The sequence below is a fragment of the Lentzea terrae genome, from assembly GCF_003265345.1.
GTDB classification, from domain to species: domain Bacteria; phylum Actinomycetota; class Actinomycetes; order Mycobacteriales; family Pseudonocardiaceae; genus Lentzea; species Lentzea terrae.
Map to the genome: position 1 here is coordinate 584,427 of NZ_QFWW01000001.1, position 25,353 is coordinate 609,779.

Annotated in this window: 25 protein-coding genes and 1 pseudogene; 12 read left to right on the forward strand and 14 right to left on the reverse strand. The window is 69.5% G+C overall.

From position 1 onward, the window contains the following. Positions 1-418 (forward strand): annotated as a pseudogene (locus DI276_RS51810) (cytochrome ubiquinol oxidase subunit I); the annotation flags it as partial. Here DI276_RS51810 and DI276_RS02600 read toward each other — a convergent pair. Continuing rightward, positions 415-1,227 carry an SCO6745 family protein gene (locus DI276_RS02600; RefSeq protein ID WP_112261595.1) on the reverse strand — a complete coding sequence of 271 codons (813 nt, stop codon included), beginning with the start codon at positions 1,225-1,227 and terminating at the stop codon, positions 415-417. The pseudogene DI276_RS51810 and the gene DI276_RS02600 sit on opposite strands and share 4 nt — an antisense overlap. Before the next feature lie 76 nt (positions 1,228-1,303). Here DI276_RS02600 and DI276_RS02605 point away from each other — a divergent pair, with 76 nt between their 5' ends. Both DI276_RS02605 and DI276_RS02610 read left to right on the forward strand, forming a co-directional pair. Continuing rightward, positions 1,304-1,840, forward strand: coding sequence for a DUF4240 domain-containing protein (locus DI276_RS02605; protein WP_232836397.1), 537 nt, complete (start codon positions 1,304-1,306; stop codon positions 1,838-1,840). A 5-nt stretch (positions 1,841-1,845) separates the two neighbouring features. After that, entirely contained in the window at positions 1,846-2,400 is a 555-nt protein-coding gene (locus tag DI276_RS02610) for a DUF4240 domain-containing protein (protein ID WP_232836398.1), read from the forward strand. Positions 2,401-2,648: 248 nt separating this feature from the next. Here DI276_RS02610 and DI276_RS02615 read toward each other — a convergent pair whose 3' ends face one another. Genes DI276_RS02615 through DI276_RS02630 form a run of 4 tightly spaced genes read right to left on the reverse strand, consistent with a single transcriptional unit; the run spans position 2,649 to position 8,580 of the window. Beyond that, positions 2,649-3,053 carry a hypothetical protein gene (locus DI276_RS02615; RefSeq protein WP_232836399.1) on the reverse strand — a complete coding sequence of 135 codons (405 nt, stop codon included), beginning with the start codon at positions 3,051-3,053 and terminating at the stop codon, positions 2,649-2,651. 46 nt (positions 3,054-3,099) lie between these two features. Next, a complete protein-coding gene (locus DI276_RS02620; protein WP_112261597.1) occupies positions 3,100-5,025 on the reverse strand; it encodes a vWA domain-containing protein in 1,926 nt (641 codons plus the stop codon). Further along, positions 5,022-6,413 carry a sigma 54-interacting transcriptional regulator gene (locus DI276_RS02625; RefSeq protein ID WP_232836400.1) on the reverse strand — a complete coding sequence of 464 codons (1,392 nt, stop codon included), beginning with the start codon at positions 6,411-6,413 and terminating at the stop codon, positions 5,022-5,024. Before DI276_RS02625 ends, DI276_RS02620 begins: the two co-directional genes overlap by 4 nt. 55 nt (positions 6,414-6,468) lie before the next feature. Continuing rightward, complete coding sequence (locus tag DI276_RS02630) at positions 6,469-8,580, reverse strand: N,N-dimethylformamidase beta subunit family domain-containing protein (RefSeq protein ID WP_269814217.1); 2,112 nt, start codon at positions 8,578-8,580, stop codon at positions 6,469-6,471. Here DI276_RS02630 and DI276_RS02635 point away from each other — a divergent pair. Together DI276_RS02635 and DI276_RS02640 are read left to right on the forward strand one after the other, a co-directional pair. Beyond that, positions 8,558-9,046: a YcxB family protein gene (locus DI276_RS02635; RefSeq protein WP_157984475.1), complete on the forward strand. Its 489-nt coding sequence runs from the start codon at positions 8,558-8,560 to the stop codon at positions 9,044-9,046. The genes DI276_RS02630 and DI276_RS02635 overlap by 23 nt on opposite strands. Positions 9,047-9,106: 60 nt before the next feature. Beyond that, the gene (locus tag DI276_RS02640; protein ID WP_112261601.1) at positions 9,107-9,904 is read left to right on the forward strand and encodes a hypothetical protein; all 798 of its coding nucleotides are present in this window, start codon (positions 9,107-9,109) and stop codon (positions 9,902-9,904) included. A gap of 1 nt (position 9,905) precedes the next feature. On the opposite strand, the gene DI276_RS02645 is transcribed toward DI276_RS02640, so the two are convergent. The 5 genes from DI276_RS02645 to fabG are packed head-to-tail and all read right to left on the reverse strand — an operon-like array spanning position 9,906 to position 13,946. Next, positions 9,906-10,640, reverse strand: coding sequence for an ABC transporter permease (locus DI276_RS02645; protein ID WP_112261602.1), 735 nt, complete (start codon positions 10,638-10,640; stop codon positions 9,906-9,908). Beyond that, a complete protein-coding gene (locus DI276_RS02650; protein ID WP_112261603.1) occupies positions 10,637-11,359 on the reverse strand; it encodes an ABC transporter ATP-binding protein in 723 nt (240 codons plus the stop codon). Before DI276_RS02650 ends, DI276_RS02645 begins: the two co-directional genes overlap by 4 nt. A 35-nt stretch (positions 11,360-11,394) precedes the next feature. Further along, entirely contained in the window at positions 11,395-12,420 is a 1,026-nt protein-coding gene (locus tag DI276_RS02655; protein WP_112261604.1) for a ferrochelatase, read from the reverse strand. Between the two features lie 19 nt (positions 12,421-12,439). Continuing rightward, positions 12,440-13,207: an enoyl-ACP reductase FabI gene (fabI, locus tag DI276_RS02660; RefSeq protein ID WP_030471460.1), complete on the reverse strand. Its 768-nt coding sequence runs from the start codon at positions 13,205-13,207 to the stop codon at positions 12,440-12,442. Between the two features lie 34 nt (positions 13,208-13,241). Beyond that, positions 13,242-13,946, reverse strand: a complete 705-nt coding sequence (gene fabG / locus DI276_RS02665; RefSeq protein ID WP_112261605.1) for a 3-oxoacyl-ACP reductase FabG — start codon at positions 13,944-13,946, stop codon at positions 13,242-13,244. Positions 13,947-14,054: 108 nt separating this feature from the next. On the opposite strand from fabG, the gene DI276_RS02670 reads away from it, so the two are divergent. The 3 genes from DI276_RS02670 (at position 14,055) to DI276_RS02680 (ending at position 17,548) form a co-directional block, all read left to right on the forward strand. Continuing rightward, complete coding sequence (locus DI276_RS02670; RefSeq protein WP_112261606.1) at positions 14,055-16,637, forward strand: FAD-binding and (Fe-S)-binding domain-containing protein; 2,583 nt, start codon at positions 14,055-14,057, stop codon at positions 16,635-16,637. A 133-nt stretch (positions 16,638-16,770) separates the two neighbouring features. Beyond that, a complete protein-coding gene (locus tag DI276_RS02675; protein ID WP_112261607.1) occupies positions 16,771-17,145 on the forward strand; it encodes a hypothetical protein in 375 nt (124 codons plus the stop codon). Position 17,146: 1 nt separating this feature from the next. Further along, a complete protein-coding gene (locus tag DI276_RS02680; protein ID WP_112261608.1) occupies positions 17,147-17,548 on the forward strand; it encodes a hypothetical protein in 402 nt (133 codons plus the stop codon). A 66-nt stretch (positions 17,549-17,614) separates the two neighbouring features. Here DI276_RS02680 and DI276_RS02685 read toward each other — a convergent pair whose 3' ends face one another. Beyond that, the gene (locus DI276_RS02685) at positions 17,615-18,904 is read right to left on the reverse strand and encodes an MFS transporter (protein WP_112261609.1); all 1,290 of its coding nucleotides are present in this window, start codon (positions 18,902-18,904) and stop codon (positions 17,615-17,617) included. 116 nt (positions 18,905-19,020) lie between these two features. On the opposite strand from DI276_RS02685, the gene DI276_RS02690 reads away from it, so the two are divergent. Genes DI276_RS02690 through DI276_RS02705 form a run of 4 tightly spaced genes read left to right on the forward strand, consistent with a single transcriptional unit; the run spans position 19,021 to position 22,375 of the window. After that, complete coding sequence (locus DI276_RS02690; protein ID WP_112261610.1) at positions 19,021-19,680, forward strand: response regulator transcription factor; 660 nt, start codon at positions 19,021-19,023, stop codon at positions 19,678-19,680. Further along, positions 19,681-20,985 carry a sensor histidine kinase gene (locus DI276_RS02695; RefSeq protein WP_112261611.1) on the forward strand — a complete coding sequence of 435 codons (1,305 nt, stop codon included), beginning with the start codon at positions 19,681-19,683 and terminating at the stop codon, positions 20,983-20,985. Continuing rightward, positions 20,982-21,845, forward strand: a complete 864-nt coding sequence (locus DI276_RS02700) for a TAXI family TRAP transporter solute-binding subunit (protein ID WP_112261612.1) — start codon at positions 20,982-20,984, stop codon at positions 21,843-21,845. The genes DI276_RS02695 and DI276_RS02700 overlap by 4 nt, the downstream gene beginning before the upstream one ends. Further along, positions 21,842-22,375 (forward strand): dihydrofolate reductase family protein, encoded by a 534-nt coding sequence (locus tag DI276_RS02705; protein WP_112261613.1) that lies wholly within the window; start codon positions 21,842-21,844, stop codon positions 22,373-22,375. The genes DI276_RS02700 and DI276_RS02705 overlap by 4 nt, the downstream gene beginning before the upstream one ends. On the opposite strand, the gene DI276_RS02710 is transcribed toward DI276_RS02705, so the two are convergent. The 3 genes from DI276_RS02710 to DI276_RS02720 all read right to left on the reverse strand — a co-directional run bounded on the left by DI276_RS02710 (position 22,360) and on the right by DI276_RS02720 (position 25,315). Beyond that, on the reverse strand, positions 22,360-23,325 hold the full coding sequence (locus DI276_RS02710) for a VWA domain-containing protein (RefSeq protein ID WP_112261614.1): 966 nt from the start codon (positions 23,323-23,325) through the stop codon (positions 22,360-22,362). The two genes, DI276_RS02705 and DI276_RS02710, sit on opposite strands and share 16 nt — an antisense overlap. Continuing rightward, on the reverse strand, positions 23,322-24,203 hold the full coding sequence (locus DI276_RS02715; protein WP_112261758.1) for a DUF58 domain-containing protein: 882 nt from the start codon (positions 24,201-24,203) through the stop codon (positions 23,322-23,324). Before DI276_RS02715 ends, DI276_RS02710 begins: the two co-directional genes overlap by 4 nt. Before the next feature lie 62 nt (positions 24,204-24,265). After that, a complete protein-coding gene (locus DI276_RS02720) occupies positions 24,266-25,315 on the reverse strand; it encodes an AAA family ATPase (protein WP_030471450.1) in 1,050 nt (349 codons plus the stop codon). Positions 25,316-25,353 lie beyond the last annotated feature (38 nt).

A 25,353-nucleotide genomic window follows, 5' to 3' on the forward strand; every position in this document is an offset into this window, starting at 1 on the left:
GGGCAACGAGGGCATGCCGCGCCGCTACGCCGACTATCTGGAGTCGGACGGCTTCACGACGCTGAACACGATCTCCACGATCGGCTCGTTCCTGCTCGGCGCCTCCGTGCTGCCGTTCGTGTGGAACGTGTTCCGCTCCTACCGGTACGGCGACCCGGCCCCGCAGGACGACCCGTGGGGCTACGGCAACTCGCTGGAGTGGGCCACGACCTCTCCCCCGCCGCGGCACAACTTCAAGGAACTGCCCCGGATCCGGTCCGAGCGTCCCGCGTTCGAGCTGCACTACCCGCACATGGTGGAGCGGATGCGGGCCGAGTCGCACTTCTCGATCCTGCACCCCGGAAAGCACCGGGTGGGGCAGGACGAGACGACCGAGAAGGCGCTGGCGTCCACCGAGCGTGAGATGGACACCGACTAGCGTCGTCCGGGGATGAGACCGGCCTCGACGACGGCCTGGCTGAGCGGCGCCGCCAGTTCGACGTAGCGCAGCTTCTCCTGCTCCGACAACACGTCGTAGGCCGGCGCGTTCATGTGGTCGGTCTCGTCCTCGATGCTCTGTCGCAGCTCGCGCCCCTGCTCCGTGAGCAGGTGCTCGTCGTTGACCAGACCGCGTTTCTTCAGGTCCTCCGTCGTCTCCGCCCACTTCTCCTCCGGCCACCCACGCGTCAAGCGGAGCGCCTCAGCCGGGAGGTCGCCCGTCGCGGCGTGCAACACCAACGCCTCGATGCCCGTGATGTTGTGCCGCAAGAGAGCCGCGAGGTGCCCGTCGCCGCGGAACTCACGCAACAACGTCTGCGCGTGCCACAACTGCAGCCGCGTCTCGTCCGGCCACGGCAAACTCGCGTGCGCGGCGAACAACGTCCGTCCGTGCAGCATCTCCGAAGCCCTCAGCGCAGCCTTCTTGGCGAGCTCGGTGATCTCCTTGAGGTCGTCCGGCAGCACGTTCTTGAGCGTCTCGTCCGCCGCCTCCAGCCTCATCGCGAGCATCTGCTGCGGCGTGACCTTCTCCCACGCCTGCGGAATGCGCGCGCGGACCAGCACGGGGTTGAAGTTGTAGAAGGTGGAGACCACGACCTCGGCGGTCGCTTCGCCCAATGCCGCCGCGCGCGAGGCGAAGTAGCCGCCGGCCCGGTCCAGCCCCGCGGCCGTGTACCTGCGGTCCGCCTCGGGGGCGAAGTAGATCATCGCGTGCACGGCTTCGAGCGAACGCCACAGAGTCCTGATCATGCTCTCCAACCTATGTGGTTCTTGGTCGTTCGTCAGGCCCCGAAAATTGTCAGACCCCTCTGTCAAGCTCACTGACGTGGACTCGAACACCTTCTGGACCCTGATAGCCGACGCCCGTGCGAGCGTCCCCGACCCGTCCGACAGCGAGGCGGTGGCCGCGGCCGCCTCGTCGTTGCTCGCCGCTTTCTCTCCTGCCGACATCGTCGCGGCGCAGCAGGTCCTGTGGGATTTGTTGGCGCACTCCTACCGAAACCCGTTGTGGGCCGCCGCCTACCTGATCAACGGCGGCTGCTCGGACGACGGCTTCGACTACTTCCGCGGCTGGCTGCTGACGCAGGGCCGGTCAGTCTTCGAGTCCGCCGTGGCCGACCCCGACTCGCTGGCGTCGTCACCGGCGGTGGTCGCCGCCGCCGAGTCCGGCCTGGACCTCGACTGCGAGGCCGCGCTGAGCATCGCCTGGACCGCCCACCAGAGGGCCACCGGCATGAAACTCCCGGAGGACGCCTTCACGATCCGCTACCCCGACCTCGACCCCGACTGGGACTTCGACTTCGACGACGGCGCCGAACTGGCCGCCCGCCTGCCCCGCCTGGCCGCCCTGTACGAGGTCTGACCACAGTGGACGACTTCTGGGCGCTGCTCGACTCCGCCCGTGCCGACGCCAGGAACTGCTGCGCCGTCGTCTCGAACGCCACCACGCTGCTGGCGCAACGCCCGGTCCCCGAGATCATCGCCGCCCACCAGGCCGTGCAGCGCCTGATGGACGCCTCCTACCTGCGCGACCTGTGGGCCGCCGCGTACCTGATCCTGCACGGCCGCTCCGACGACAGCTTCGACTACTTCCGCGCCTACCTCCTGACCCAGGGCAGGCACGTCTTCGAGTCGGCCGTGTCCGACCCGGACTCCCTGGCCCACCTTCGACCTGCTCCCCATGCCGTACGGGGGATCGGCTGTTGCGAGGACGCAGAACGACACCAGGCAAGTCGCCGCCGCCGCGCAACCGTGCTGATCCAAGCGATGATCGTGATCGGCGTGTTCACCTTCCTCGCAGCAGCGATCGGCAGCACGAGCGAAGGCATGGACGCCGCGTGGGGCGTGCTCCTCCTGCTCGGCCTCCTCGCGATCCGCCCCGGCACAACGGACTCCCCGGACGCGCCCGACCACCCGCGCTGAGCACACCAACCACCACTCGCTCTACGTGCTCAGCCTCCTCGCTGCGCGCACCAACCCACCAACCCCGCCGCAACATCGCCGGCCACCAGCCACGAGCACCAACTGACGCCCCTCGCAGCACACCCAACTCGCCGGCCACCCACAGCATCGCTGACAGCAGTCACGACCACACCGCCTCACGATCCTCGCCGTGCGCTCCAGCCCACCGGCTGCCACGGCAGGGCCGGCACCACAGCCAGCACACCGACTCACGACCCTCGCCGTGCGTCCCCACCCACCGGCCTCCCACGACGCGGCCGACCACCAGCCACGAGCACACCGAACGCCACGTGGTCCAGCCACTGCGGCACCCTCGGCAACGCCTGGATCTGGGCGTTGTGCCGCCCGATGACCTCCAGGTCGAGCGCCGCGATCAGCAGCCCGGCCACCGCCCCGCCGACCACGCCGCGCACCCCGAGCCGTGTGAGCACGAACGTCCACCACGCCGACACGGCCAGATGCACCACCACGCCCGCGCCGGCGCCGCCGCCCACCAACGAGCCGGCCGCCCTGGTGGCGCGCAACGGGTCGTCACGGGTCGCCAGCGCGTGCGCGGTTGACGGCACGCCGCTCAGCAGCGCGGCGACCAGGAACCGACGGAAGCTCGGCAGCACACCTCGATCGTCCTCACCGGCCGCGCCGCCAGCAAGGCGATCGCGGTCAGCGCCGGCGGCGAGACCTCAGGTAGTCGCTGACCACCGCGGCACCCAGCCCGTCCTCGTCCGGCGACACCACGCGCCCACCGCCCCGCCGAGCCACCAGGTCGACGAACGCGGCCAGCCGGGGATCATCACCGAGCTTGAACACCGAGATCGTCGCCCCGAGGCGCGCCAGCGAGTCGACCTCGTTCAGAGTCTTGGCCAACGTCCTGGGCAACGGCGGGTAGTTGAACTCGGCATCGCCCTCAGGCTCCAGGTGCGCGGTGGGCTCGCCGTCGGTCACCACCAACACCACGGGCTGCGCATCGGGATGACGACGCACGTGCCGCCCCGCCAACAACAGCGCGTGGTGCAGGTTCGTGCCCTGCTCCCACACCCCCTCAAGAGCCGTCAGCTCGCCGATGTCCACAGCTTCGGCGTAGCGTCCGAACGTCACAAGCTGTAGGGCGTCGGTGCGGAAACGAGTGCGCACGAGGTGATGCAGGGCCAAGGCCGTACGCTTCATCGGCACCCAACGGCCGTCCTGCACCATCGACCAGGACGTGTCCACGCACAGAGCGACGGCCGCGCGCGTGCGGTGTTCGGTTTCCGAGACCTCCAGGTCTACTACGTCCATCGACATCGAGCCCGAACGCAGCACGGCGTTGCGCAGCGTGCGAGGCACGTCCCACGGCTCGGTGTCGCCGAACTGCCACGGCCGCGTTGAGCCCATCAGCTCACCGGCGGCGCCTGCCGACATGGTGTCGCGGGAGCCCTGCGAGGAACGCAACTGGTCCACGACGCCGCGCAGAGCCGTCTCGCCCAGGCGACGCAACGCTTTCGGCGTCAGCCGCAGCGAACCGTCGGGTGCGCGCTCGAGAATTCGCTGATCGCGAAGAGCCTTCTCCAGCTCCGCCAGCCGGCGCGCGTCCACGGCAGCCGACCCGCCGAGCTGGCGTTCCAGCGCCTCCAGGTCGATGTCCTCCAGGCGCGCACCCGGATACGACTGGCCGAGCTGCTCGGCCAGGGCGTCGAGCTCGGCGAGATCGGCCATCGCCTGCGCACCCTCGCCCAGGCCCAGCGGGTCCTGGCCGCGGAAGCGCGCGGAGGAGGTCCAGTCCTCACCGGGACGCAGCCGTTGCAGCAGCGAGTCCAGAGTGGACAGTTGCGAGCCGATTCCGCCGAACGCCTGCTGCGACAAAGCGGAAAGCTCGGCGCGCTGGGCGTCGGTCATCGAGTTCATCATGCGTTGCGCGGCCGCCGAACGGGCCGCCAGAGCGTCGATGAGCTCGTCCACGTTGCGCGGCTTCTCCGGGAAGAACTCACCGTGCTTGCGCATGAAGTCGTCGAACAACCGCGGCGTGTCAGGAGAACCGGCCGCGTGCGCCTCCAACAAGGAGTTCAGGTCGCGCAGCATGCGCTGGATCCGGCGGACGTCGTCGGAGTCCACATTGGACAGCGCTTCCTTCATGCCCTGGAAGCGCTGGTCCAGCAGCTCGCGGCCGAGCAGGTCGCGGATCTGCGCGAAGGCCTCGCGCGCCTCGGAGGAACGCCAGTCGTAGGAAGACAGTTCCTGCACGGCCGCGGCGGTCCCGGGCGGCAGGGCGTCGAGCTGCGCCTCGCGGAACCGCGCGTCGTCGGACGGGTCCGGGAACAACGCCCGCCGTTCCGCCGCCAAAGCCTCCTCCAGCAACCGCTGGACCTCGGACAGCGTGCCGTCCAAGCGGTGCCGGCGCTGGATCGACGCACGGCGTTGCCACAGCCGCGAAGTCAGGTCGTCCAGGCCGCGCGTGCCGTCGACACCGCGGCGCAACAACTCCCGCAGCGCAGCGGAAGGCGACGCGCCCTCCATGATCTCGCGACCCAGCTCGTCGACGGCGGCGCGCAGATCCACCGGCGGCGCCAACGGGTCGGCGCCGCCGCTCCAGCGGCCGTAGCGGTACCTCATCCGTACACCGCTCGGTCGTCGTCGGAGGAGGTGTCCTTCGACAGATGGCGCGTCAGGTACAGCGATTCCAACGCCAGTTCGACGGCGGAGGCGATGCGGCCGACCGGGTCCTTCGGGCCGGCGCCCATCCGCGTCGCCACCTCGTGCAGGATCGGCAGCTCCGGCAAAGCGGCCAGAATGTCTCCAGCGTGCACCCGATCGCCGGTCGCGACCGGGTGGCCGTCGGAGACGACCTCGGCCAGCGCGCGCAGGTTCAGCCCCGCCAGGCGAGCACGCGCGGTGTCGGCGATCGAGCGGCGCAGCAGGTGCACGAGCACCTCGTCCTCGCGCCCCTCCTCGCCCGCCTCGAACTCCAGCTTGCCGCGCAGCACGTCCGGAACGGACTCCAGGTCGATCGGGCGCGCGATGGCCGGGGTCTCGCCGATCAGCGCGGACCGCCGAAGTGCCGACGCCGCAACGGTTTCCGCAGCCGCCACGGCGAACCGCGCGGACACACCGGAGCGCTGGTCGATCGACGACGACTCGCGCAGGTGGCGGACGAAGCGGGCGATGATCTCCAGCAGGTGGTCGCCCACCTCGGCGACGAGGTCGGCCTCCTGGCGCACCAGGTCCACCTCGGCGTCGACCTCCAGCGGGTAGTGCGTGCGCACCTCGGCGCCGAAGCGGTCCTTCAGCGGCGTGATGATGCGGCCGCGGTTCGTGTAGTCCTCGGGGTTCGCGGTGGCCACCAGCAGCACGTCCAGCGGCAGCCGCAGCGTGTAGCCGCGGACCTGGATGTCGCGCTCCTCCATCACGTTCAACAGCGCCACCTGGATGCGTTCGGCCAGGTCAGGCAGCTCGTTGATGGCGATGATGCCGCGGTGGGCCCGCGGGAGCAGGCCGTAGTGGATCGTCTCCGGGTCGCCGAGCGACAGGCCGGAGGCCACCTTCACCGGGTCGACGTCGCCGACCAGGTCGCCGACGGACGTGTCGGGCGTCGCGAGCTTCTCGGCGTAGCGCTCGTCGCGGTGCCGCCACACCACCGGCAGGTCGTCGCCCAGCTCGCGAGCGCGGCGGCGCGACTCGGGCGTGATCGGGTCGAGCGGGTGTTCGCCCAGCTCAGAGCCCTCGATGACGGGCGTCCACTCGTCGAGCAGGGTCACCAGGGTGCGCAACAGCCGGGTCTTGCCCTGCCCGCGCTCGCCGAGCAGGACGACGTCGTGGCCTGCCAGCAGCGCGCGTTCCAGCTGCGGGAGCACCGTGCGGTCGAAGCCGACGATGCCCGGCCACGGGTTGCGCCCCTCGCGCAGTGCCGCGAGGAGGTTCTCCCTGATCTCGATCTTGACGCCGCGCGGCAGGTGTCCGGCGGCGCGCAGTTCGCCCGCCGTGCGGGCCAGGTTCTGGGTCACGCAGACGACGCTACGCAACCGAACCTGACCCGTCGACGTGGAGCGACTCCAGCAGCTACGACACCGCCGCATTCACCACGTTCAGCAACATCCGCGACATCCGTGCGTCATGCGCGAGAGCACCGTTGAAACACAAGGAACTCGCGCTGAACACCCAGCCTCCGTTCGGCTTGGGCAGCACGCACATCTCCGCGCCGTACAGGTCCGGTTCGCCGTCCTTCCGTTCGCCATGAGCGAAGCGGACCACGCCCGGTGCCGAGGGCCCCGCGCCGGCGCGGCTGTCGACCTCCCAGCCACTGGCCGCGAAGTTGTACCCGGTCTCGCCGAACCTGTCGCCGACCTCGAGTCCCGTGCTCTCCAGGAACGGGTGGTCCGCGGCCACGACGTACGGACGGAACTCCATGTAGGAGCTGCCGTCGTACGCGACGCCGAGCACCTGCGACTCGGGCCGGCCCTGGTCGCGCCACAGCCATCGCTCACCGCGGTCGTTGCGGTGCAACACGAAACCACAGGTGACGTTGTAGTCGACGCGCTCGTACATGCCGTTGCCGCCCGTGTAGACCACACGGCCACCGTTGGCCAGATAGGTCTCCACGGCCGTGCGCATCTCGGGCGTCCAGTACTCGGGGTGCGTGGCCAGCACGAGCACCTTGTACTGCGCGAGCCACGACGGGTTGTGCAGATCGAGGTCCTGGTAGCAGTCGTACGCGACGTTGTTGTCCGAGAACCACTTCAACAGCAACAGATCGCCGTGGAACCGGACGTCGACGAACCCCGGTGCCTCGACGTAGGCGTTCGCGAACGGCCTGCGCGTGGTGATCTGACGACGCCCGGCGCGCTCGTCCCAGGTGTACTGGAAGTGGCCGCCCCAGTGGTTGTACGCGTTGTGCGTCAGATACGGCAGCAACAATGCGACCTTGTGCGTCGGCTGGTGCGGCTTCACCACGAACGGGACGTACTGGCGCATTCCGTACGCGCCTTCGAGCTTCACGACGTGGAAACCGGACTCCCAGTCCGCGCCTACGGGCACCGTGAAGTCCGTCTGCCAGTTGACGCCGTTGGCCCGGTAGCCCTGCTGCAGCAGCTGCCTGCGACCGGTGAACGTGCGGGGCGCCCACACCTCGCGCGCACCGCCCTGCTCGACCGGCCCGGTCAGCCGCAGCACGCTCGCCCGGTAGCTGTCGAACGTCGTCGACGCCTTGACCGGAAGCTGCTCACCGGCCGCGACCGACCAGTTCGCATACCCCTGCAGGTTCGCCGCCCTGGTGACGGTGAAGCCGGTGCCGACCAGCTTTACGGTGCCCTCGGACCACACGACGCCGCTCCGGTCGATCGTGGTGTGGTTGTTGAGCTTGTACCAGCGCAGCTCGTGGTCGGGCTGCGTGTGGTCCTTGTTGACCCACACGCAGTAGACAACGCCGTTCTCCGCGAACCGCTCGACGCACGACCCCCAGTCGAAGCCGGTGCCGATGTGGATCGCCTTGCCGTTGTTCGCCCACGCGCCGGGACCGTTCGAGCCGTCGCCCGCGAGGTAGCGGAACCAGTGCAACACCGCGCCGTGCCGCAGGCCGTAGATCACGCCCTGCTGGTCGGCGAAGTAGCCGTCGTAGTCGCGCTGCTCGCTCGCGATCTTCTGCCCGACGCCGCCGCCGTTCGCCCACGCGCCCGGCCCGTTGGTGCCGTCACCGGCGAGGTAGCGGAACCAGTACATGTCGCCGCGCGCGTCCACGGCGTAGAAGATGCCGTCCCAGCCGCCGAACACGTAGGAGTACTGCCCGAAACCGCGGTGGATGATGTTGTTCGTGCCGGGCGCCCAGTAGCCGGCACCCGTGGCGGCGTCGGTGAGGACCCACTTGTGCCACCAGATGGTGCCGTCACCGCAGAAGCCGAAGATCTGGCCGTCCTGGGACGCGAGCACGGTCGGGTGGATCTGCCAGCCGGAGCCGATCTCCCTGCGTTGCCGCCTGGCACGAGCTGCAGCAACCGCTGTTCCGGATCTTCCATGGCGGCCTGCGCGGTCCCCTGGTTCGCCGCGACCAGCGCCGGCGCCGCGGCCGTGCCTTTCAGCACCGTTCTGCGCGCGAACGTCCTGTTTTCCGAATCCCCCAGATTCATGCCGACATCGTGCAGGAGAATGCCTGTCGATGAGCAACAGTGTTGATTTCAAGTGGGCGCCGTCACCGGCGGACTGGCGCGCCAGCCTGCGGACGATGGTGCCGATGTTCAGGTGGGCGCCGTGGTTCGCAGTTGCACTCGGCGTGATCTCGCTGGTCCTGCTGTTCGGCTTCGACGACGAGATGTTCCCCGTCGCGCTGTTCGGCCTGGCGTGTGCCCTGGTCATCGGGTTCATGGAGCCGGTCGCCGTGTGGTGGCGCTTCTCGTCCGACGAGATGATCAGCCGGACCGTGGTGGGCAGCGCCGACGACCAGTCGTTCCGGATGGCCGTGGGCAACGCGGTGCGCGAGGAGATCGTCTGGGAGGAACTGCCCGGCTGGACCGAGACGCGGCAGGGCTTCGTGCTGGAGACGCTCGACGCGGCCTCGCTGTCGGTGCCGCACCGCGCCTTCGCGTCCGATGAGGACCGCACCTCGTTCCGCACGCTGCTGGAAAACCACATCGGTCCAGCGAACTAGCTGTCTCAGATCAGGCACACCGGGTGGGGCTCGCAGGGCCTGGCCACGTAATCTCGTCGCGTGTCCTGTGCGAGTGCCACGCTGGTCGTGTGGACGTCGGGATGGCTGCACGGTCTGGCCGCCTCCGACGACGTCCTCGACGCCCTGCAAACGTGGGCCGAGCAGCACGAGGTGGTGGCCGACGACGACGGCACCGCCACGGCGCTCGACCTCCCCGGTCCCGACGAGGCCCCGGTGGGCCCCGCCCTGCTGCTGGCCGCCCTGCGCCGCGCGGGCGCGACCTCGGCGCGACTGGCGTTGCCCATACCCGGCGACGTGCGCGGCCTGGGCGGCAAGGGCCCGCTCTCGACCTGCGCGCTGCGGTCCGGCGAGGCGCTGGTGATCCCGTCCGTGCACATCGGGCTCGTGCCGAAGATCGTGGCCGACGGCGTGATGCGCTGGACGGTGTTCGACCTGCCGTCGTCCAACGGCCTGGAGCACATCCCGATCGGCGAGGCCGAGCACGGCCTGGGTGCCGCCCTGCGCGAGGCGACGGCCGCCCTGGCGTCCCTCGACGTGGCCAAGCACCGCCCGAACGTGCGCAAGGAGATCGCCGACCTGGCCGCCGCGAACTCCGCCCTGCCCTGGCCGGACGCGATGCCCCCGCGCGCACTGCGCGTGCTGCAACGCGCGGCCGAGGTGGACGCGATCCTGTCGGTGGCCCGCTCGGACTCGCCAGGTGGCGCGATGTCGGCCTCAGCGATGTCCGCACGCACCGATGCGCTGCGTCCGGTGTCGGAGGCGGTGCGCCGGGCGCGTTGTGCGGCGGTCGACGAGGCCGTGCGCGTGCTCGCGGACACGGGCGCGGGCCGCCACTGAGTTACGGCGTGCGCCTCCTCAGCGTCACGGCACCCAGCACCAACGCGAGGAGTCCGCACGCCGCCACGATCGCGAGGTCGCGCACCAACTCGCCCGTGATGTCGCTCGACATCGTCACCGCAGTCAGCGCGTCGACCGCGTACGACAGCGGCATGACGTTCGACAGCCACTCCAACACGGACGTCATCTCGGAGCGCGGCGCGAAGAGACCGCACAACAACACCTGCGGCATGACGAACAACGGCATGAACTGCACGGCCTGGAACTCGGTGCGGGCGAAAGCGCTCGCGAACAGGCCGAGAGCCGTGCCGAGCAACGCGTCCAGGCCCGCGATGACCACGAGCAGCCACACCGAGCCGTCGATGGACAACCCGAGCCACGTCAGCGAGATGCCGACCGCGACGAGGACCTGGACGAGAGCCACCAGGCCGAACGCCAGCGCGTAGCCGAACAGCAGGTCCAGCTTGGCGATCGGCATCGTCATCAGCCGTTCGAGCGTCGCCGTCGTGCGCTCGCGCAGGGTCGTGATCGACGTGACGATGAACATGATCGCGAACGGGAAGACCGCCAGCAGGGCCGGTGCGGCGCGGCTGAAGGCGGCTTCGGTGTTGAAGACGAAGCGCAGCAGGATCAGCAGCAGCGACGGCATGAGGATCATCAGCGCCACGGTGCGGCGGTCGTGGCGGAACTGGTTCAGGATGCGCGCGGTCGTCGCGAGCAGGATCGAGGGGTTCACGCCGCCTCCTTCGCCCGGACCAGCGAGAGGAACGCCTGCTCCAGATCACGTGCGGAGGTGTCGGCCAGCAGCGCGTCGGGTGTGCCCTCAGCGAGTAGTTCGCCGTCGCGCATGAGCAGCAGCCGCTCGCAGCGTGCGGCCTCGTCCATGACGTGGCTGGACACCAGCAACGTGACGCCGCGCGATGCCAACGAGCGGAACAGCGTCCACAGCTCGTCACGCAGCAACGGGTCGAGCCCGACCGTCGGCTCGTCGAGCACCAACAGTTCAGGCTTGCCGAGCAACGCCACGGCCAGACTGGTCCGCGAGAGCTCGCCGCCGGACAACGACGACACGAGCTGCGACTCGTGCCCGCGCAGGCCGACCTCGTCGATCACGCGAGCGACGTCGGAGCGGGGCGCGCGCAGCACGGCGCAGAAGTAGCGGAGGTTCTCGGCGACGGTGAGGTCGGCGTAGACGGACGGGCTCTGGGTGGCGTACCCGATCCGGTTGCGCAGCTCGGGACTCCCGGCCGGCGAGCCGAGCACCGTGACCGCGCCGGACTCGACGATCTGCACGCCCACGACCGAGCGCATCAGGGTCGTCTTGCCGCAGCCGGACGGGCCGAGCAGCCCGGTGACACTGCCCTGCGGGATCGCGCAGCTCACGTCCCGCAGGACCAGACGCTTGCCCCGGCGGACCCGGAGCCCGGTGACCTCAACGGCCGCGGAACTGGTCATGAAGACCAATTCTTCGCCCGTTGAAAAGGGAAAATCTAGGCCCGGGCCGACCTCTTGACCGGTTCGCAACACAACGGCGCACACGGCGCGCCGTTCACCGTGCAGCCAGCGACGACGAAGTCCGAGAGCTTCCGCGCCGGGACGCCGTCAACATGCTCGGCGACCAGCTCGACGACGAGCTCGGCGAAGCGCGGGTCGGCGTTCGGGGTGGCGGCGCGGGCGAACTCCATGCCGAGCTCAGCGGCGCGGTCACGGGCCTCGGTGTCGAGGTCCCACACGACCTCGAGGTGGTCGGACACGAACCCGATCGGGCACACCACGACGCCGGTGACACCCTTGGCGTGCAGGGCGTCGATGTGGTCGACGATGTCCGGTTCGAGCCACGGGATCTGCGGCGGGCCGGACCGCGACTGCCACACCACGTCGTACTCGGTGATCCCCAGCTCCGCGGCGACCAGCCGGGACGCCTCGACGACCTGGCGCGAGTAGCGGTAGCCGCCCTCGGACGGCGGGCCGGCGGCCTTGTCGGCGGACACCGGCACCGAGTGCGCGGTGAAGACGAGCCGGTACGCGCCGGACAAAGCGGCAGCCGCGGCACGCACGCCGTCCGCGAAAGCCGCGATGAACAGCGGGTGGTCGAAGAACTGACGGAGCTTCACCAGTTCGGGGCCGCCGGGAACGGCCTGCAGCGCCCGCACGATGTCCTCGTCGTACTGCCGGCACGCGGAGTAGCCGCCGTACGCGCTCGTCGGGAACACCAGTGCGCGACGAACACCGTCCGCCTTCATCTGCGCGACGGTGTCCTCGACCATCGGGTGCCAGTTGCGGTTGCCGAAGTAGATCGGCAGCTCGAAGCCACGAGCGCGCACCGCGTCCATGGCTTCGAGGTTCAGGCGGTTGATCGGCGACACGCCGCCGAAGTGCTGGTAGTGGGCCTCGACCTCGTCCAGCCGCTCCGGCGGCACGCCACGTCCGCGAACCACGTTCTCCAGGAAGGGGCGGACGTCCTCAGGACCTTCTGGGCCGCCAAAAGACAGCCACAGCAGCGCGTCGAAACTCACCGCCCCATCAAATCACGACCTAGAGACCGAGGAAGTGCACGCCTCCGTCAACGAACACCATCGAGCCCGTGGTAGCCGGGAACCAGTCGGACAACAGGCCGCAAACCGACTTCGCGACCGGCGTCGGGTCGTCGACGTCCCACGACAGCGGAGCCTTCTCGCCCCACATCTTCTCGAGCTCCGAGAAGCCAGGAATCGACTTCGCGGCCATCGTGCGGACCGGGCCGGCCGAGATGAGGTTCACGCGGATGCCGTCCGGGCCGAGGTCGCGCGCCATGTAGCGGTTGATCGACTCGAACGCCGCCTTCGCCGCGCCCATCCAGTTGTAGGCGGGCCACGCCTGGCGGGCGTCGAAGTCGAGGCCGACGACCGACGAGCCGTGCGACAGCAACGGGCGCACAGCCTGAACCAAAGCCTTGTACGAGTACGCCGAGACGTGCATCGCGACCGAGACGTCCTCCCACGGCGCGTCCATGAACGGCGCGCCGAGGCAGCTCTGCGGGGCGAAGCCAATGGCGTGCACGACACCGTCGAGTCCGTCGACGTGCTCACGGACGCGGTCGGCCAGCGTGTCCAGGTGCTCCTGGTTCTGCACGTCGAGCTCGACCACGGGCGCGGGCTTGGGCAGGCGCTGGGCGATGCGCTGCACGAGGCTCATCCGGCCGAACCCGGTCAGCACGACCTCGGCGCCCTGCTCCTGGGCGACGCGTGCGACGTGGAAGGCGATCGACGCGTCGGTGATCACACCGGTGATCAGCAGTCGCTTGCCTTCGAGCAGTCCGGTCACTTGATCCAACCCTTTCGCAGTAGCAAGAGAAACTTCAGTGGCCCATGCCGAGGCCGCCGTCGACCGGCAGCACGGCACCGTTGATGTAGCCCGCCTCGTCGGCCGCGAGGAACGTGACGGCGCGCGCGATCTCGTCGGCCGCACCGTAACGACCGGCCGGGATCTGCTTCAGCGCGGCCTCGCGGACGGCCTCTGGCAGCTCAGCCGTCATGTCGGTGGTGATGAAGCCGGGCGCGACGACGTTCGCGGTGATGTTGCGCGAACCCAGCTCCAGCGCGATCGAGCGCGCCATGCCGACCATGCCCGCCTTGGAGGCGGCGTAGTTGACCTGGCCGGCGCCGCCGGTGAGGCCGACGACGGACGAGATGAAGACGATGCGGCCGAACTTCTTGCGCAGCATGCCGCGGGAGGCGCGCTGGGCGAACCGGAACGCGCCGGTCAGGTTCGCGTCGACGACCTGGGTGAACTGCTCCTCGCTCATGCGCAGCAGCAGCGTGTCCTGGGTGATGCCCGCGTTGCAGACCAGCACCTCGACGGGGCCGTGCGCGGCCTCGACCTCGGTGAAGGCGGCGTCGATCTCCTCCGAGTTCGTCACGTCGCACTTCACGCCCAGCAGGCCTTCGGGCACCCCGGACCCGCGGTGCGTCACCGCGACCTTGTCGCCCTGCGCTGCGAACGCCTGCGCGATGGCGAGGCCGATGCCGCGGTTGCCTCCGGTGACCAGAACGGACCGACTCACTAGTTCTCCTGAGAATCGCTGCTGGTTGACCGGGTGAGGCTATCGGCTACCGGCAGGTAGACCTGTATCGGCGGAGCCATGTCACATCCAGCCAGGCATGATCGGGTGATGCGGGCGTTTCTCGATCAACTCCGCCGCCACGTGGACGGCGACGTCCTCGGCGACGCGGCGAGCAGGGCGCTGTACTCGGCGGACGCGTCGAACTACCGGCACGTGCCACGAGTGATCATCCGCCCGAGGACCCCCGACGCGGTAGTGGCCGCTGTGGCACTGGCCGCCGAGCACCGCGTGCCGATCACCAGCCGCGGCGCGGGGACGTCCATCGCGGGCAACGCCTGCGGCACCGGTTTGGTGATCGACTTCAGCCGGTACCTCGACGCGATCGAGATCTCCGGAGACCGCGCGCTCGTCCAGCCGGGCGCGGTGCTCGACAAGATCAACACCCGAGCGGGTGACCACCTCTTCGGGCCGGACCCGTCCACGCACTCCCGTTGCACCATCGGCGGGATGATCGGCAACAACGCGTGCGGCGCGCACTCGGTGAAGTGGGGCAAGACCAGCGAGAACGTCACGAACCTGCGCGTGCTGACCGTCGACGGCCGCACGTTCGACACGACGAACCCGCCCACGTTCGACCTGCCGCAGTTCGACCCGGCGTGGTTTCCGCAGCTCAGCCGCCGGGTCAGCGGGTACGCGCTGGACGCCCCGACGCTGACCCAGCAGCTCGTCGGCACCGAGGGCACGTGCGTGGTCGTGCTCGGCGCCGAGCTGAAGCTGGTCAGGCGCCCGGAACGCCGGATCCTCGTCGTGCTCGGCTTCGCCGACACCTACGACGCCGCCGACCAGGTCACCCAGATCGAGGACGCGCTGGCCGTCGAGGGCATCGACGAGGCGCTGGTCCGCAGCGTCCACACCCGCCCTGACCTGCCGGAAGGCCGCAGCTGGCTGTTCGTGGAGGTCGAGGACCACCCCGAGCGCATCGCGAAGATCACCAAGAACTCGATGGTCATCCACGACCCGGCGCACCAGCGGGCGCTGTGGCGGATCCGCGAGGACGGCGCCGGGCTCGCCACGCGGATGCCCGACGGCGGCGAGGCGTGGTCGGGCTGGGAGGACGCGGCCGTGCCACCCGAACGCCTCGGCACCTACCTGCGCGAGTTCGACGCACTGCTCGCCAAGCACGGACGGCGTGGCATCACCTACGGCCACTACGGCGAGGGCTGCCTGCACGTCCGCATCGACTTCAACCTCGCCCAGGGCTACCGCGAGTTCCTGGAGGACGCCGCCGACCTGGTCGTGAGCCACGGCGGCAGCCTGTCCGGCGAGCACGGGGACGGCCAGGCGCGGTCCGAGCTGCTCCGCCGGATGTACCCGCCCGCGGCGATCAAGGCGTTCGAGGAGTTCAAACACGCCTTCGACCCCGGCAACCTGCTCAACCCCGGCCGGATCGTGCAGCCGCGCAAGCTCGACGACGACCTGCGGATTCTCGTTGCGCCACCGCGAATTCCAACGCGGGCGGAGTTCGCGAGCGACACCCGGCGGTGCGTCGGCGTCGGTAAATGCCTGAACACCAAGGGCGGCGTGATGTGCCCGAGCTACCGCGTGACCAAAGAAGAAAAGCACTCCACGCGCGGCCGCGCCCACCTGCTGTTCGAGATGCTCGCCGGTGACGTGATCAAGGACGGCTGGCGCTCTGCCGAAGTCGCCGAGGCGTTGGACCTCTGCCTGGGTTGCAAGGGGTGCAAGCGCGACTGCCCGGTCGACGTCGACATGGCGAGCTACAAGGCGGAGTTCCTGCACGAGCACTACAAAGGGCGCGTGCGGCCGCGTTCGCACTACGCGATGGGCTGGCTGCCGACGTGGCTCAAGTACGGGCTCGTCAACAGGTTCACGGCGAAGCTCGGCCGGTTCGCGGGAATCACGCCGGAACGTTCGTTGCCCGTCCCGACCACTCCTCTGGTCCGCCAGCTGCACCCGCTCGGCAAGGGCGACCCGGTGCTGCTGTTCCCCGACACGTTCACGAACTTCTTCGAGCCGGGCATCGGCATCGACGCGGCCAACGTGCTGGCGCACCTGGGAAACCGCGTCGAGATCCCGTCCGCGAACGTCTGCTGTGGACTGACGTGGCACTCGACCGGCCAGCTCACCAAGGCCCGCCGGGTCGTCGAACGGACCGCGCGGGCGCTGCTGCCGTGGACCGGCAAAGGTGTGCCGGTGATCGGGCTGGAACCGAGCTGCACGGCGTTCCTGAAGACCGAAGCGCCCAAGCTCTCGCCGGAACCCGCCGTGAGGGCGCTGGCCGACGCCACCCGGACGTTCGCCGAGCACGTCGCGCCGAAGCTGCCCGCGGTCGAGGGCGCGCGCGAAGCCGTCGTGCAGACCCATTGCCACCAGTACGCGGAGCTGGGCTTCGACCCCGACCGTGCGGCGATGGCCAAGGCGGGCATCACGCCGAAGGTCGTCGAGGGCTGCTGCGGGCTGGCCGGCAACTTCGGCTTCGAGCAGGGGCATTACGACGTGTCGATCGCGTGCGCCGAGCAGGACCTGCTGCCCGCCCTACGGGCCAACGAGAACGCGCTGGTCATCGCGGACGGCTTCAGCTGCCGCACGCAGATCCGCCACACCTCCGAGCGGCAGCCGGTCCACCTGGCCACCGCGCTCGCGGCCCGGCTCGGTGTGATTTACCGCTGACTAACCGGTCCCGTCCAGTCTCGTAGACATGCAGAAGATTGGTGCCGTCGTGTCGAGTCGACACGCTTCTCGTCGACTCGACACGACCCCTCAGGTATGGATCGCTACAGCACTGGCGGCAGCGGCGATCGCGGTGACATTCACGGGGACGGCGCAGGCGGAGTCGAACCCGCACTGCTCCAGCGTCACGCAGATCGGCGCCACGAAGCACATCAAGGCCGGCAGCGCCACCGTCGCCTCGGTCAAGCAGTTCAAGGGCTGCGGCAAGAACTGGGCCTACACCTACGTGTGGGACTCGTGGGTGGCGAGCCACGGCAAGAAGTTCCGCGCCGCCGCCGGCATCACGACGCGCAACAGCGAGCAGCCGCTGGGCTACAGCGGGCCCGGCGAGGGTGGTCAGGAAGCGTGGTCGAACGGCTCCAGCACCCTGAGCCTCTGCACCAGGGCGTACGGCTCCGTGATCTCGGCGTCCTACTCCTACTCCGGCCAGACCGAGGAGCGCTGCTGACATGAAGAAGCTGAGCGCCGTCGTACTCGCGGCCGCCGCGATCGGGATGACCTTCACCGGTGCGGCTCAGGCTGAGACGAACCCGAAGTGCCCGAGCGGTGTCACCCAGATCGGCTCCACCAAGGTCCTCAAGAGCGGCAGCGCGAACGTCGCCTCGATCAAGCAGTTCAAGGGCTGCGGCAAGAACTGGGGCTACATCTACGTCTGGGACTCGTGGAAGTCCGGTCACCCCGACTTCACCGCGTCCGTCGCGATCACCACGGGCGACGGCGACATCGACATCAACAACGGTCGGCGCGGTCAGCAGGAGGTGTGGTCGGACGGCGCGAACACGCTGCGGTTCTGCACCATGGCGCACGGCATCGTCGACCGGATGCAGGGCTTCACCAACGAGGTGTGCTGACGTGAGGGAGGCGGAGGGCGACCGCCGCATGGCCGCCCTCCGCATGGCCCCTTTTTGGGTGGCCTTCTAGTCCTTGTCCAGCACCGAGTCCTTCGAGGTCTCGCGCATGAACCCGTACACCAGCAACGAGATCAGCACGCACCCGGCGACGTAGTAGAAGAACACCGACTCCATCCCGGCCTGCTTGAACCACAGCGCCACGTACTCGGCCGTACCGCCGAAGATCGCGACGGTCAGCGCGTACGGCAGCCCCACGCCGAGCGCCCGGATGTTCGTCGGGAACAGCTCCGCCTTCACGATCGCGTTGATCGACGTGTAGCCGGTGACGATCACCAGGCCGCCCAGCATGAGCAGGAAAGCCGGGAACGCCTCGGACGTGCGAGCCAGCGTCGACAGCAGCGGCACCGTCGCGAGCGTGCCCAGCACACCGAACCCGAGCAGCAGCGGACGGCGGCCGATCCGGTCGGACAGCGCGCCGGCGATCGGCTGCAGCACCACGAACACCAGCAGCGCGGCGAAGTTGATCCAGCTGACGGTGGCGGCGTCGATCTTGCTGGTGTTCACCATGAACTTCTGCAGGTAGGTCGTGTACGTGTAGAACGCGACCGTGCCACCCAACGTCAGACCGACGACGAGCAGGCATTCCTTGGGGTGCTTCAACAACGCCTTGAAGGTGCCCTTTTCGGGGTTTTCCTTCTGCTTCTCGAAGTTCTCCGACTCGTCCATGCCGCGGCGCAGCCACATCACGACGATCGCACCGGTCGCGCCGATGACGAACGCGATCCGCCAGCCCCACTCCATCATCTCGGACTTGGCGAGGAACTGCTGCAGCACGATCTGCACGCCCAGCGCCACCAGCTGACCGGCGGTCAGCGTCACGTACTGGAAGCTGGAGTAGAACCCGCGGCGCGCGGGTGAGGCCACTTCGGACAGATAGGTCGCCGAGGTCGCGTACTCACCGCCGACCGACAGCCCCTGCAGCAACCGCGCCAGCACCAGCAGAACCGGCGCGGCCACCCCGATCGTCGCGTACGACGGGGTCAGCGCGATGATCAGCGAACCCAGCGCCATCAACGTGACGGAGAGCGTGAGTGCGGCGCGGCGTCCGTGCCGGTCGGCGTACCGGCCGAGCAGCCAGCCACCCAGCGGGCGCATGAGGAAGCCGACCGCGAACACCGCAGCGGTGTTGAGCAGCTGCGCGGTCTGGTCGCCCTTGGGGAAGAACGCGGCCGCGAAGTAGATGCTGAACGCGGTGTAGGCGTACCAGTCGTACCACTCGATCAGGTTGCCGACTGACCCGCGCAGCACGTTCGCCACCACTCGGCGTTCGGTGCTCTTGCCCTGAACCACTGTCATGGCCGACACGATCTCGATGCCGCCACACCCCTCACAACCTGGGCAGACTCTTCTTTACACTCGCTTAGGCGCGTCGACACGCACCGGAAACGACCATCTGGGGCGATACTTCTCCAATGCGGGTGCTGTTGGTCGAGGACGACGACGGTGTCGCCGACGCGCTGGTCGAGGCGCTGCGGGCGAACGGACACCGGCCTGCCCGCGTGCGCAGAGGCGCCGACGCGTTGATCGCGCACCGCGACGCCGACGTGGTCCTGCTCGACCTCGGCCTGCCCGACCAGGACGGCCTGGAGGTGCTGCGCAAGCTCCGCAAGATCGACCCGGTGCCGGTGCTCGTGCTGACCGCGCGCGGCGACGAACGGACGGTGGTGCGCGGGTTGCGCCTGGGCGCGGACGACTACCTGGTGAAGCCGGTGCGGCTGGCCGAGCTGCTGGCCCGCATCGACGCGGTGGCGCGGCGCAGCGCGGCCCGGTCGCGGGAGCCGGGCGACATCGTGCGGGTGTCCGATGTGGAGATCGACCTGCAGAGCCGTCAGGTGCTGGTCGGCGGGCGCGAGATCTCGTTGACCACCAAGGAGTTCGACGTGCTGGCGGTGCTGGCGCGCCGGCCGGGCACGGCGGTGAGCCGGCAGCAGCTGATGGACGAGGTGTGGGGCAACGCCTTCGTGGCGGTGTCGCGGACCCTGGACGTGCATCTGACCCAGCTGCGCGCCAAGCTCGACCGGCCGGGGCTGCTGCACACGATCCGCGGTTTCGGCTACCGGCTCGGTGAATAGATGCGGCAACGGCTTCTGTTGGTGCTGCTGCTCTTCTCGTTGTCGGCAGTCACCGCGTTCGCCGTGCCGTTGCTGATGAGCACCGCGTCCGAACGCACCCAGCAGTTCGTGATCAGCCGCACCGCCGACCTCGACCGCTTCGCCACCCTGCCCGCCGACGTCGTGGTGTCGGAGGCGTTGCGGTACCACGAGATCTACGGCGAGGAGGTCGTGGTCGTCAACGCGGCCGGCGAGCCCGTCGTCGAGGCCGGCATGTCCGTGGAGGACGTCTCCGCCCAGATCGACGCCGCGTTGCGCAACCAGCCCGCCGCGCCCGTGCCGACCGTCATGCCGTGGACCGGCGGCGACGTCCTGTTCGCCCGCCCCGTCGGCACCGGCACGAAGGTTGCGGGCGCGGTCGTGCTCCGGGCGTCCACGTCGGTGGCCGCGCTGGACGTGGCTCGGCGGTGGGCGATCGTGCTGGCAGGAGCGTTGCTGGCGGCCTGCGCGTGCGTGCTGCTGGCTCTCGTGGTCGCCCGCTGGCTGCTGCGGCCGTTGAAAGAACTCGATCGAGGCGTCCGCGCCGTCGCGGAGGGCCAGCGGCGCACGCACGTGGCCGACACCGCCGGGCCGGCCGAGCTGCGGGCGTTGTCCGAGTCGTTCAACCGCATGTCCGACGCCGTCGCCGAGGCCGCCGACCAGCAACGACGACTGATCGCCGACGCCTCGCACCAGCTGCGCAACCCGATGGCGGCGTTGCGGCTGCGCGTGGACATGCTGCCTTCCAACGGCTCGTTGCTCACCGAGGTCGAACGTCTGGAGTCGTTGCTGGACGGACTGCTCGCGCTGGCGTCGGCGGAGAGCACCGCCACCGAACGCGCGGCGGGCGGCGTCGAGCCCGAACTGGCCGATCTGCAGGTCGTGGCGCACGACCGCGTGGACGCGTGGCGGGCGGCGGCCCAGTCGGCGGGCGCGACGATCACCGTTGAGGATCGCGCGCCCGGTTTGGTGCGGTGCGCGGTGTCGGATCTGGCACAGGTGCTGGACGTGTTGCTGGACAACGCCATCAAGTACGGCGGCTCCGAGATCGCGGTCGTGTGCGACCGGGCGACGCTGGTCGTGCGGGACAACGGCCCTGGCTTGTCCAAAAAGGACATCAAGCACGCGACGGAACGGTTCTGGCGCGGCGACGACTCGCAGCGCGGCACCGGGCTGGGGCTGGCCATCGCGGAACGGATCGTGACGGCGCACAACGGAAAGCTGACGCTGCACACGAACGGCGGGCTGGTGGTCACGGTGGAACTGCCGAAGGAGCCGCTGCTGTGAAGCGTCGAACCTTCTTGCTGACCGTGCTCGCGCTGACCGCGTGCGGCACCAGCGAACCCAGCGGCACCATCACCATCGCGGGCGGCGAGCCAGGCGGCTTCTACAACGACTTCGCGGCCCTTCTCTCCCGCCTCTCCCCCAGCCCGCTGACCATCTCGCCCCTCCAGACCGGCGGCAGCGCGGACAACCTCAAACACCTCCGCGAACGCACCGCCGACCTCGGCCTCACGCTGAGCGACAGCGCCCACCTGGAACAGGGCATCGTCGCCCTGGGCCGCGTCTACGAGAACTACCTGCAACTGGTGGTCCTGGCCGACTCCCCGTACCGAACCCCGGCCGACCTGATCGGCAAGCCGGTGTCGCTCGGCGCCGCCGGCTCCGGCGCCGCACTGCAAGGCGAACGGCTCGCGTTGGGCGTGAAAGAAGAGCACTACCCGCTCCGCAACGCCATCGACGCCCTGAAAGCGGGCGAGATCGCCGCGCTGCTGTGGTCCGGCGGCGTCCCGACCCCGGAGCTCAACAAGGCGAGCGGCATCCGGTTGCTGCCGCTCGACAGCTTCCTGCCGAGGCTGCGGCAGGACTACGGCAAGGTCTACGAACGCGTGGACGTCCGCATGGGCGTGTACGGCTCGCAAGCCGACATCCCCACGATCGGCACGCCGAACCTGCTGGTGTGCCGGCCGGATCTCAGCGCCGAGTACGCGAGCGCCGTCGTGCGGCTGCTGGTCGCCAAGGCCGCGCAGCTCGTGCCGGACCAGGCGCTCGGCACCCAGTACCTCGACGTGCGCAGCCTCATCGACACGGGCAAAGTGCCATTGCATCCTGGCGCGGCGACGGAGTACCGGAGGTTGCACGGATGATCATCACGATGGCGTCGATCTCGCTGGACGGCTTCATGGAGGGGCCGGACCACGACATCAGCTGGCACCAGGTCGACGACGCGATGCTCGAGTACTTCAACGTCGAGCTCGCCAGGATGAGCCGGTTCATCGACGGCCGCCGCAACCACGAGACGATGCTCGAAGCGTGGCCGCACACCGACGAGCACCCCGAGTGGCCGCAGCCGATGCACGACTTCGGCCGGATCTGGCGGGAGATGCCCAAGATCGTCTACTCGCGGACGCTCCAGACCGCCGAGTGGAACACCGCGGTCAAGCGCGAGATCGACCCGGACGAGATCAGGGCCTTGCCAGGCGACAGCATGGTCGGCGGCTCGCAGCTGGTCGGGTCGTTCTTCGAGCACGACCTGATCGACGAGGTCCGCCTCTACGTCAACCCGGTCGCGCTCGGCAGCGGCACACCGTTCTTCAAGAAGCCGAACGCCCTGACGCTCAAGAGCACCAGGGCGTTCAAAACCGGCGTGGTGGAACTGATCTACGGAAGTCTCTGACCCAGCAGCAGAGCCGCCGCGGCCGCGAACATCGCCGTCATCGTGCCGAGCAACAGCCACGGCTTCGACGCGTCCGCCTGCTTCTTCTCGTAGCCGATCTGCTCGCCGAGCGTGTCGTACACCCGGCGCAGCTCCTCGGCGGAGGCAGCCTTGAAGAACTCGCCGCCGGAGATCTTCGCGATCTCCTTCATCGAGTCGTCGTCGACCGGCACGGACTGCTGCCTGCCCTCGATGTCCACCACGCCGTCCTCCGTGCCGAACGAGATCGTGGAGATCGGGATCCCGGCCTTCTTGGCGTCCTCGGCGGCGTCGAAGGCCTTGCGCGTACCCACGGTCTCCTTGCCGTCCGTCATCAGCACGATGCGGGCGGGCGGCGGGCCCTCGGCGCCACCGACGACCTTGCCGAACGAGTCGATCGACGCCATCGCGGCCACCAGCGCGTCACCGGTCGCGGTCGACTGCGCGAGCTTCAGCCCGTCGATCGACTGCGTGACGGCCGCACGGTCCGTCGTAGGCGCCACCAGCACGGTGGCCGAGCCGGCGAACGAGATCAGGCCGAGGTTGATGCCCGGCGTCAAACCCTCCGCGAACGACTTGGCGGCTACCTGAGCGGCCTCCAGACGCGACGGCTTGACGTCGGTGGCCTTCATCGACAGCGACACGTCGACCACGAGCATCACGGTCGCCCGGTTGCGCGGCACGCGTTGCTCGGACGTCGGGCCCGCCAGAGCCACGGTCAGCAACGCCAGAGCGGCCAGCAGGAACGCCGCCGGCACGTGCCGCGACCAACGCTCCCGTTTGGGCGCGACCTTCTCCAGCAGCTCCAGGTTGGTGAACCGCAGCACGCGCTTGCGGCGCATCCGCTGCACGAAGACATAGGCGGCCGTGAGCACAGCCACCGCGACCAGCAGCAGGAACCACCACGGGGCGACGAAGTTCGAGAAGCTCATGCGACACCCCCAGACCAGCGGCGCTTGCGCGCCACCACGAAACGAACGGTGTCCGCGATCCAGTCGGAATCGGTTCGCAGCACCAGATGCCCGGCCCCCGCCCGGCGCAGCCCCGCCGCCACGTCGGCCCGGTGTTCCGCGGCCGCCGCGTTGAACTCCTTGCGCAGCAACGCGGACGCGGTCACCTCGCGCTGCCGCCCGCTCTCCGGGTCGGACAGCACGACGGTGCCGACCTCCGGCAGGTCGACGTCACGCGGGTCGACGATCTCGATGGCGACGATGTCGTGCCGCGCGGACAACGCGCGCAGCGGACGTTGCCACTCCATGCCACCGAGGAAGTCCGAGATCACCACGATCAGGCCGCGCCGCCGCGGTGGCCTGCGCAGCTGTTCCAGCAACGCCGCCAGGTCGCCGCGGGTGCCCTCTTCCGCCCGCGGGATCTCGGCGATCTTGCGGATCATGCCGCGCGCGTACGCCAGCCCGCCGCGCGCCGGGATGCGGAGGTTCTCCGCGCCCGTCGAGACCGCGGCGCCGATGCGGTTGCCGCCGCCGCGCGTCAGGTGCGCGACCGCGGCCGTCGCGGCGATGACCAGGTCGCGCTTCTCGCAGGCCGCCGTGCCGAAGTCGAGCGACGGCGACAGGTCGATCGCCAGCCACGTCTCCAGCTCGCGGTCGGCGACCGTCTCGCGGATGTGCGGCACCGTCGTGCGCGCGGTGACCGCCCAGTCCATCCGGCGCACGTCGTCGCCGGGCTGGTACGTGCGCGCCTCACCCGGTTCGGTGCCCGGTCCCGGCACGAGGCCGAGGTGGTTGCCCTGCAGCAGGCCGTCGAGACGGCGCCGGACGTCGAGCTCCAGCATGCGCAGCGCGGCTTCCATCCGGACTCCGCGCAGGATCGGCGGCGCCCACGAGGGACGCTCCTTCTCCACCTTCTCGCGGCTCACTGCCTACCAGCCGGAACCGGCTGCTGCGGACGGGCCGACACCTGCGGCAACGGCACGATCTGCAGCACTCGCGTGATGATGTGGTCGATCGGCACGCCGTCGGCCAGGGCGTCGTAGGAGAGCACCAGGCGGTGGCGCAGCACGTCCGGCACCACGTCCACGACGTCCTGCGGCAGCACGTAGTCGCGGCCGCGGACCAGCGCCAGGCCACGGGCGGCGGCGATGATGCCGAGCGACGCACGCGGCGAGGCACCGTAGGCGACCCAGCCGGCGACGTCGGTGAGGCCGTGCTCGCCGGGCGCGCGGGTCGCGATCACCAGGCGCACCACGTAGTCGACGAGCGCGTGGTGCACGAAGACGCGCGACGCCACGCCCTGCAGGCGCACCAGCTCCTCGGGCGAGAGGACCTGGTTCGGCGTGGGCGCCTCGACGCCCATGCGGTAGACGATCTCGCGCTCTTCCTCGGCCGTGGGGTACTCGACCTGGATCTTGAACAGGAACCGGTCGCGCTGCGCCTCCGGCAGCGGGTACACGCCCTCGTTCTCGATCGGGTTCTGCGTCGCCAGCACCAGGAACGGGTTCGGCATCGGGAACGTCCGGCCGCCGATCGACACGTGCCGCTCGGCCATCACCTCGAGCATCGCCGACTGCACCTTGGCGGGCGCGCGGTTGATCTCGTCGGCGAGCACGAAGTTCGCGACGACGGGGCCGAGCTCGACGTCGAACGCCTCGCTGGACTGGCGGTAGATGCGGGTGCCGAGGATGTCGGCGGGCACCAGGTCAGGCGTGAACTGCACGCGGCTGAACGAGCCCCCGACGACGCGGGCGAACGTCTCGACGGCGAGCGTCTTCGCGACACCCGGCACACCTTCGAGCAGCAGATGGCCCTTGGCCAGCAGACCCACGAGCATCCGCTCGACGAGCCGGTCCTGGCCGACGATGACCCGCTTCACCTCGAACACGGTGCGTTCGAGCAGCTGGGCGTCACGAGCCGGGGTGACGGGCGCCGATGCGTTCGGCGTTGCCTCGGCGGCGGGCTCGGTCACGTGCGGGCCTCCATGCGGAACAGGGTTTACCGATAGTG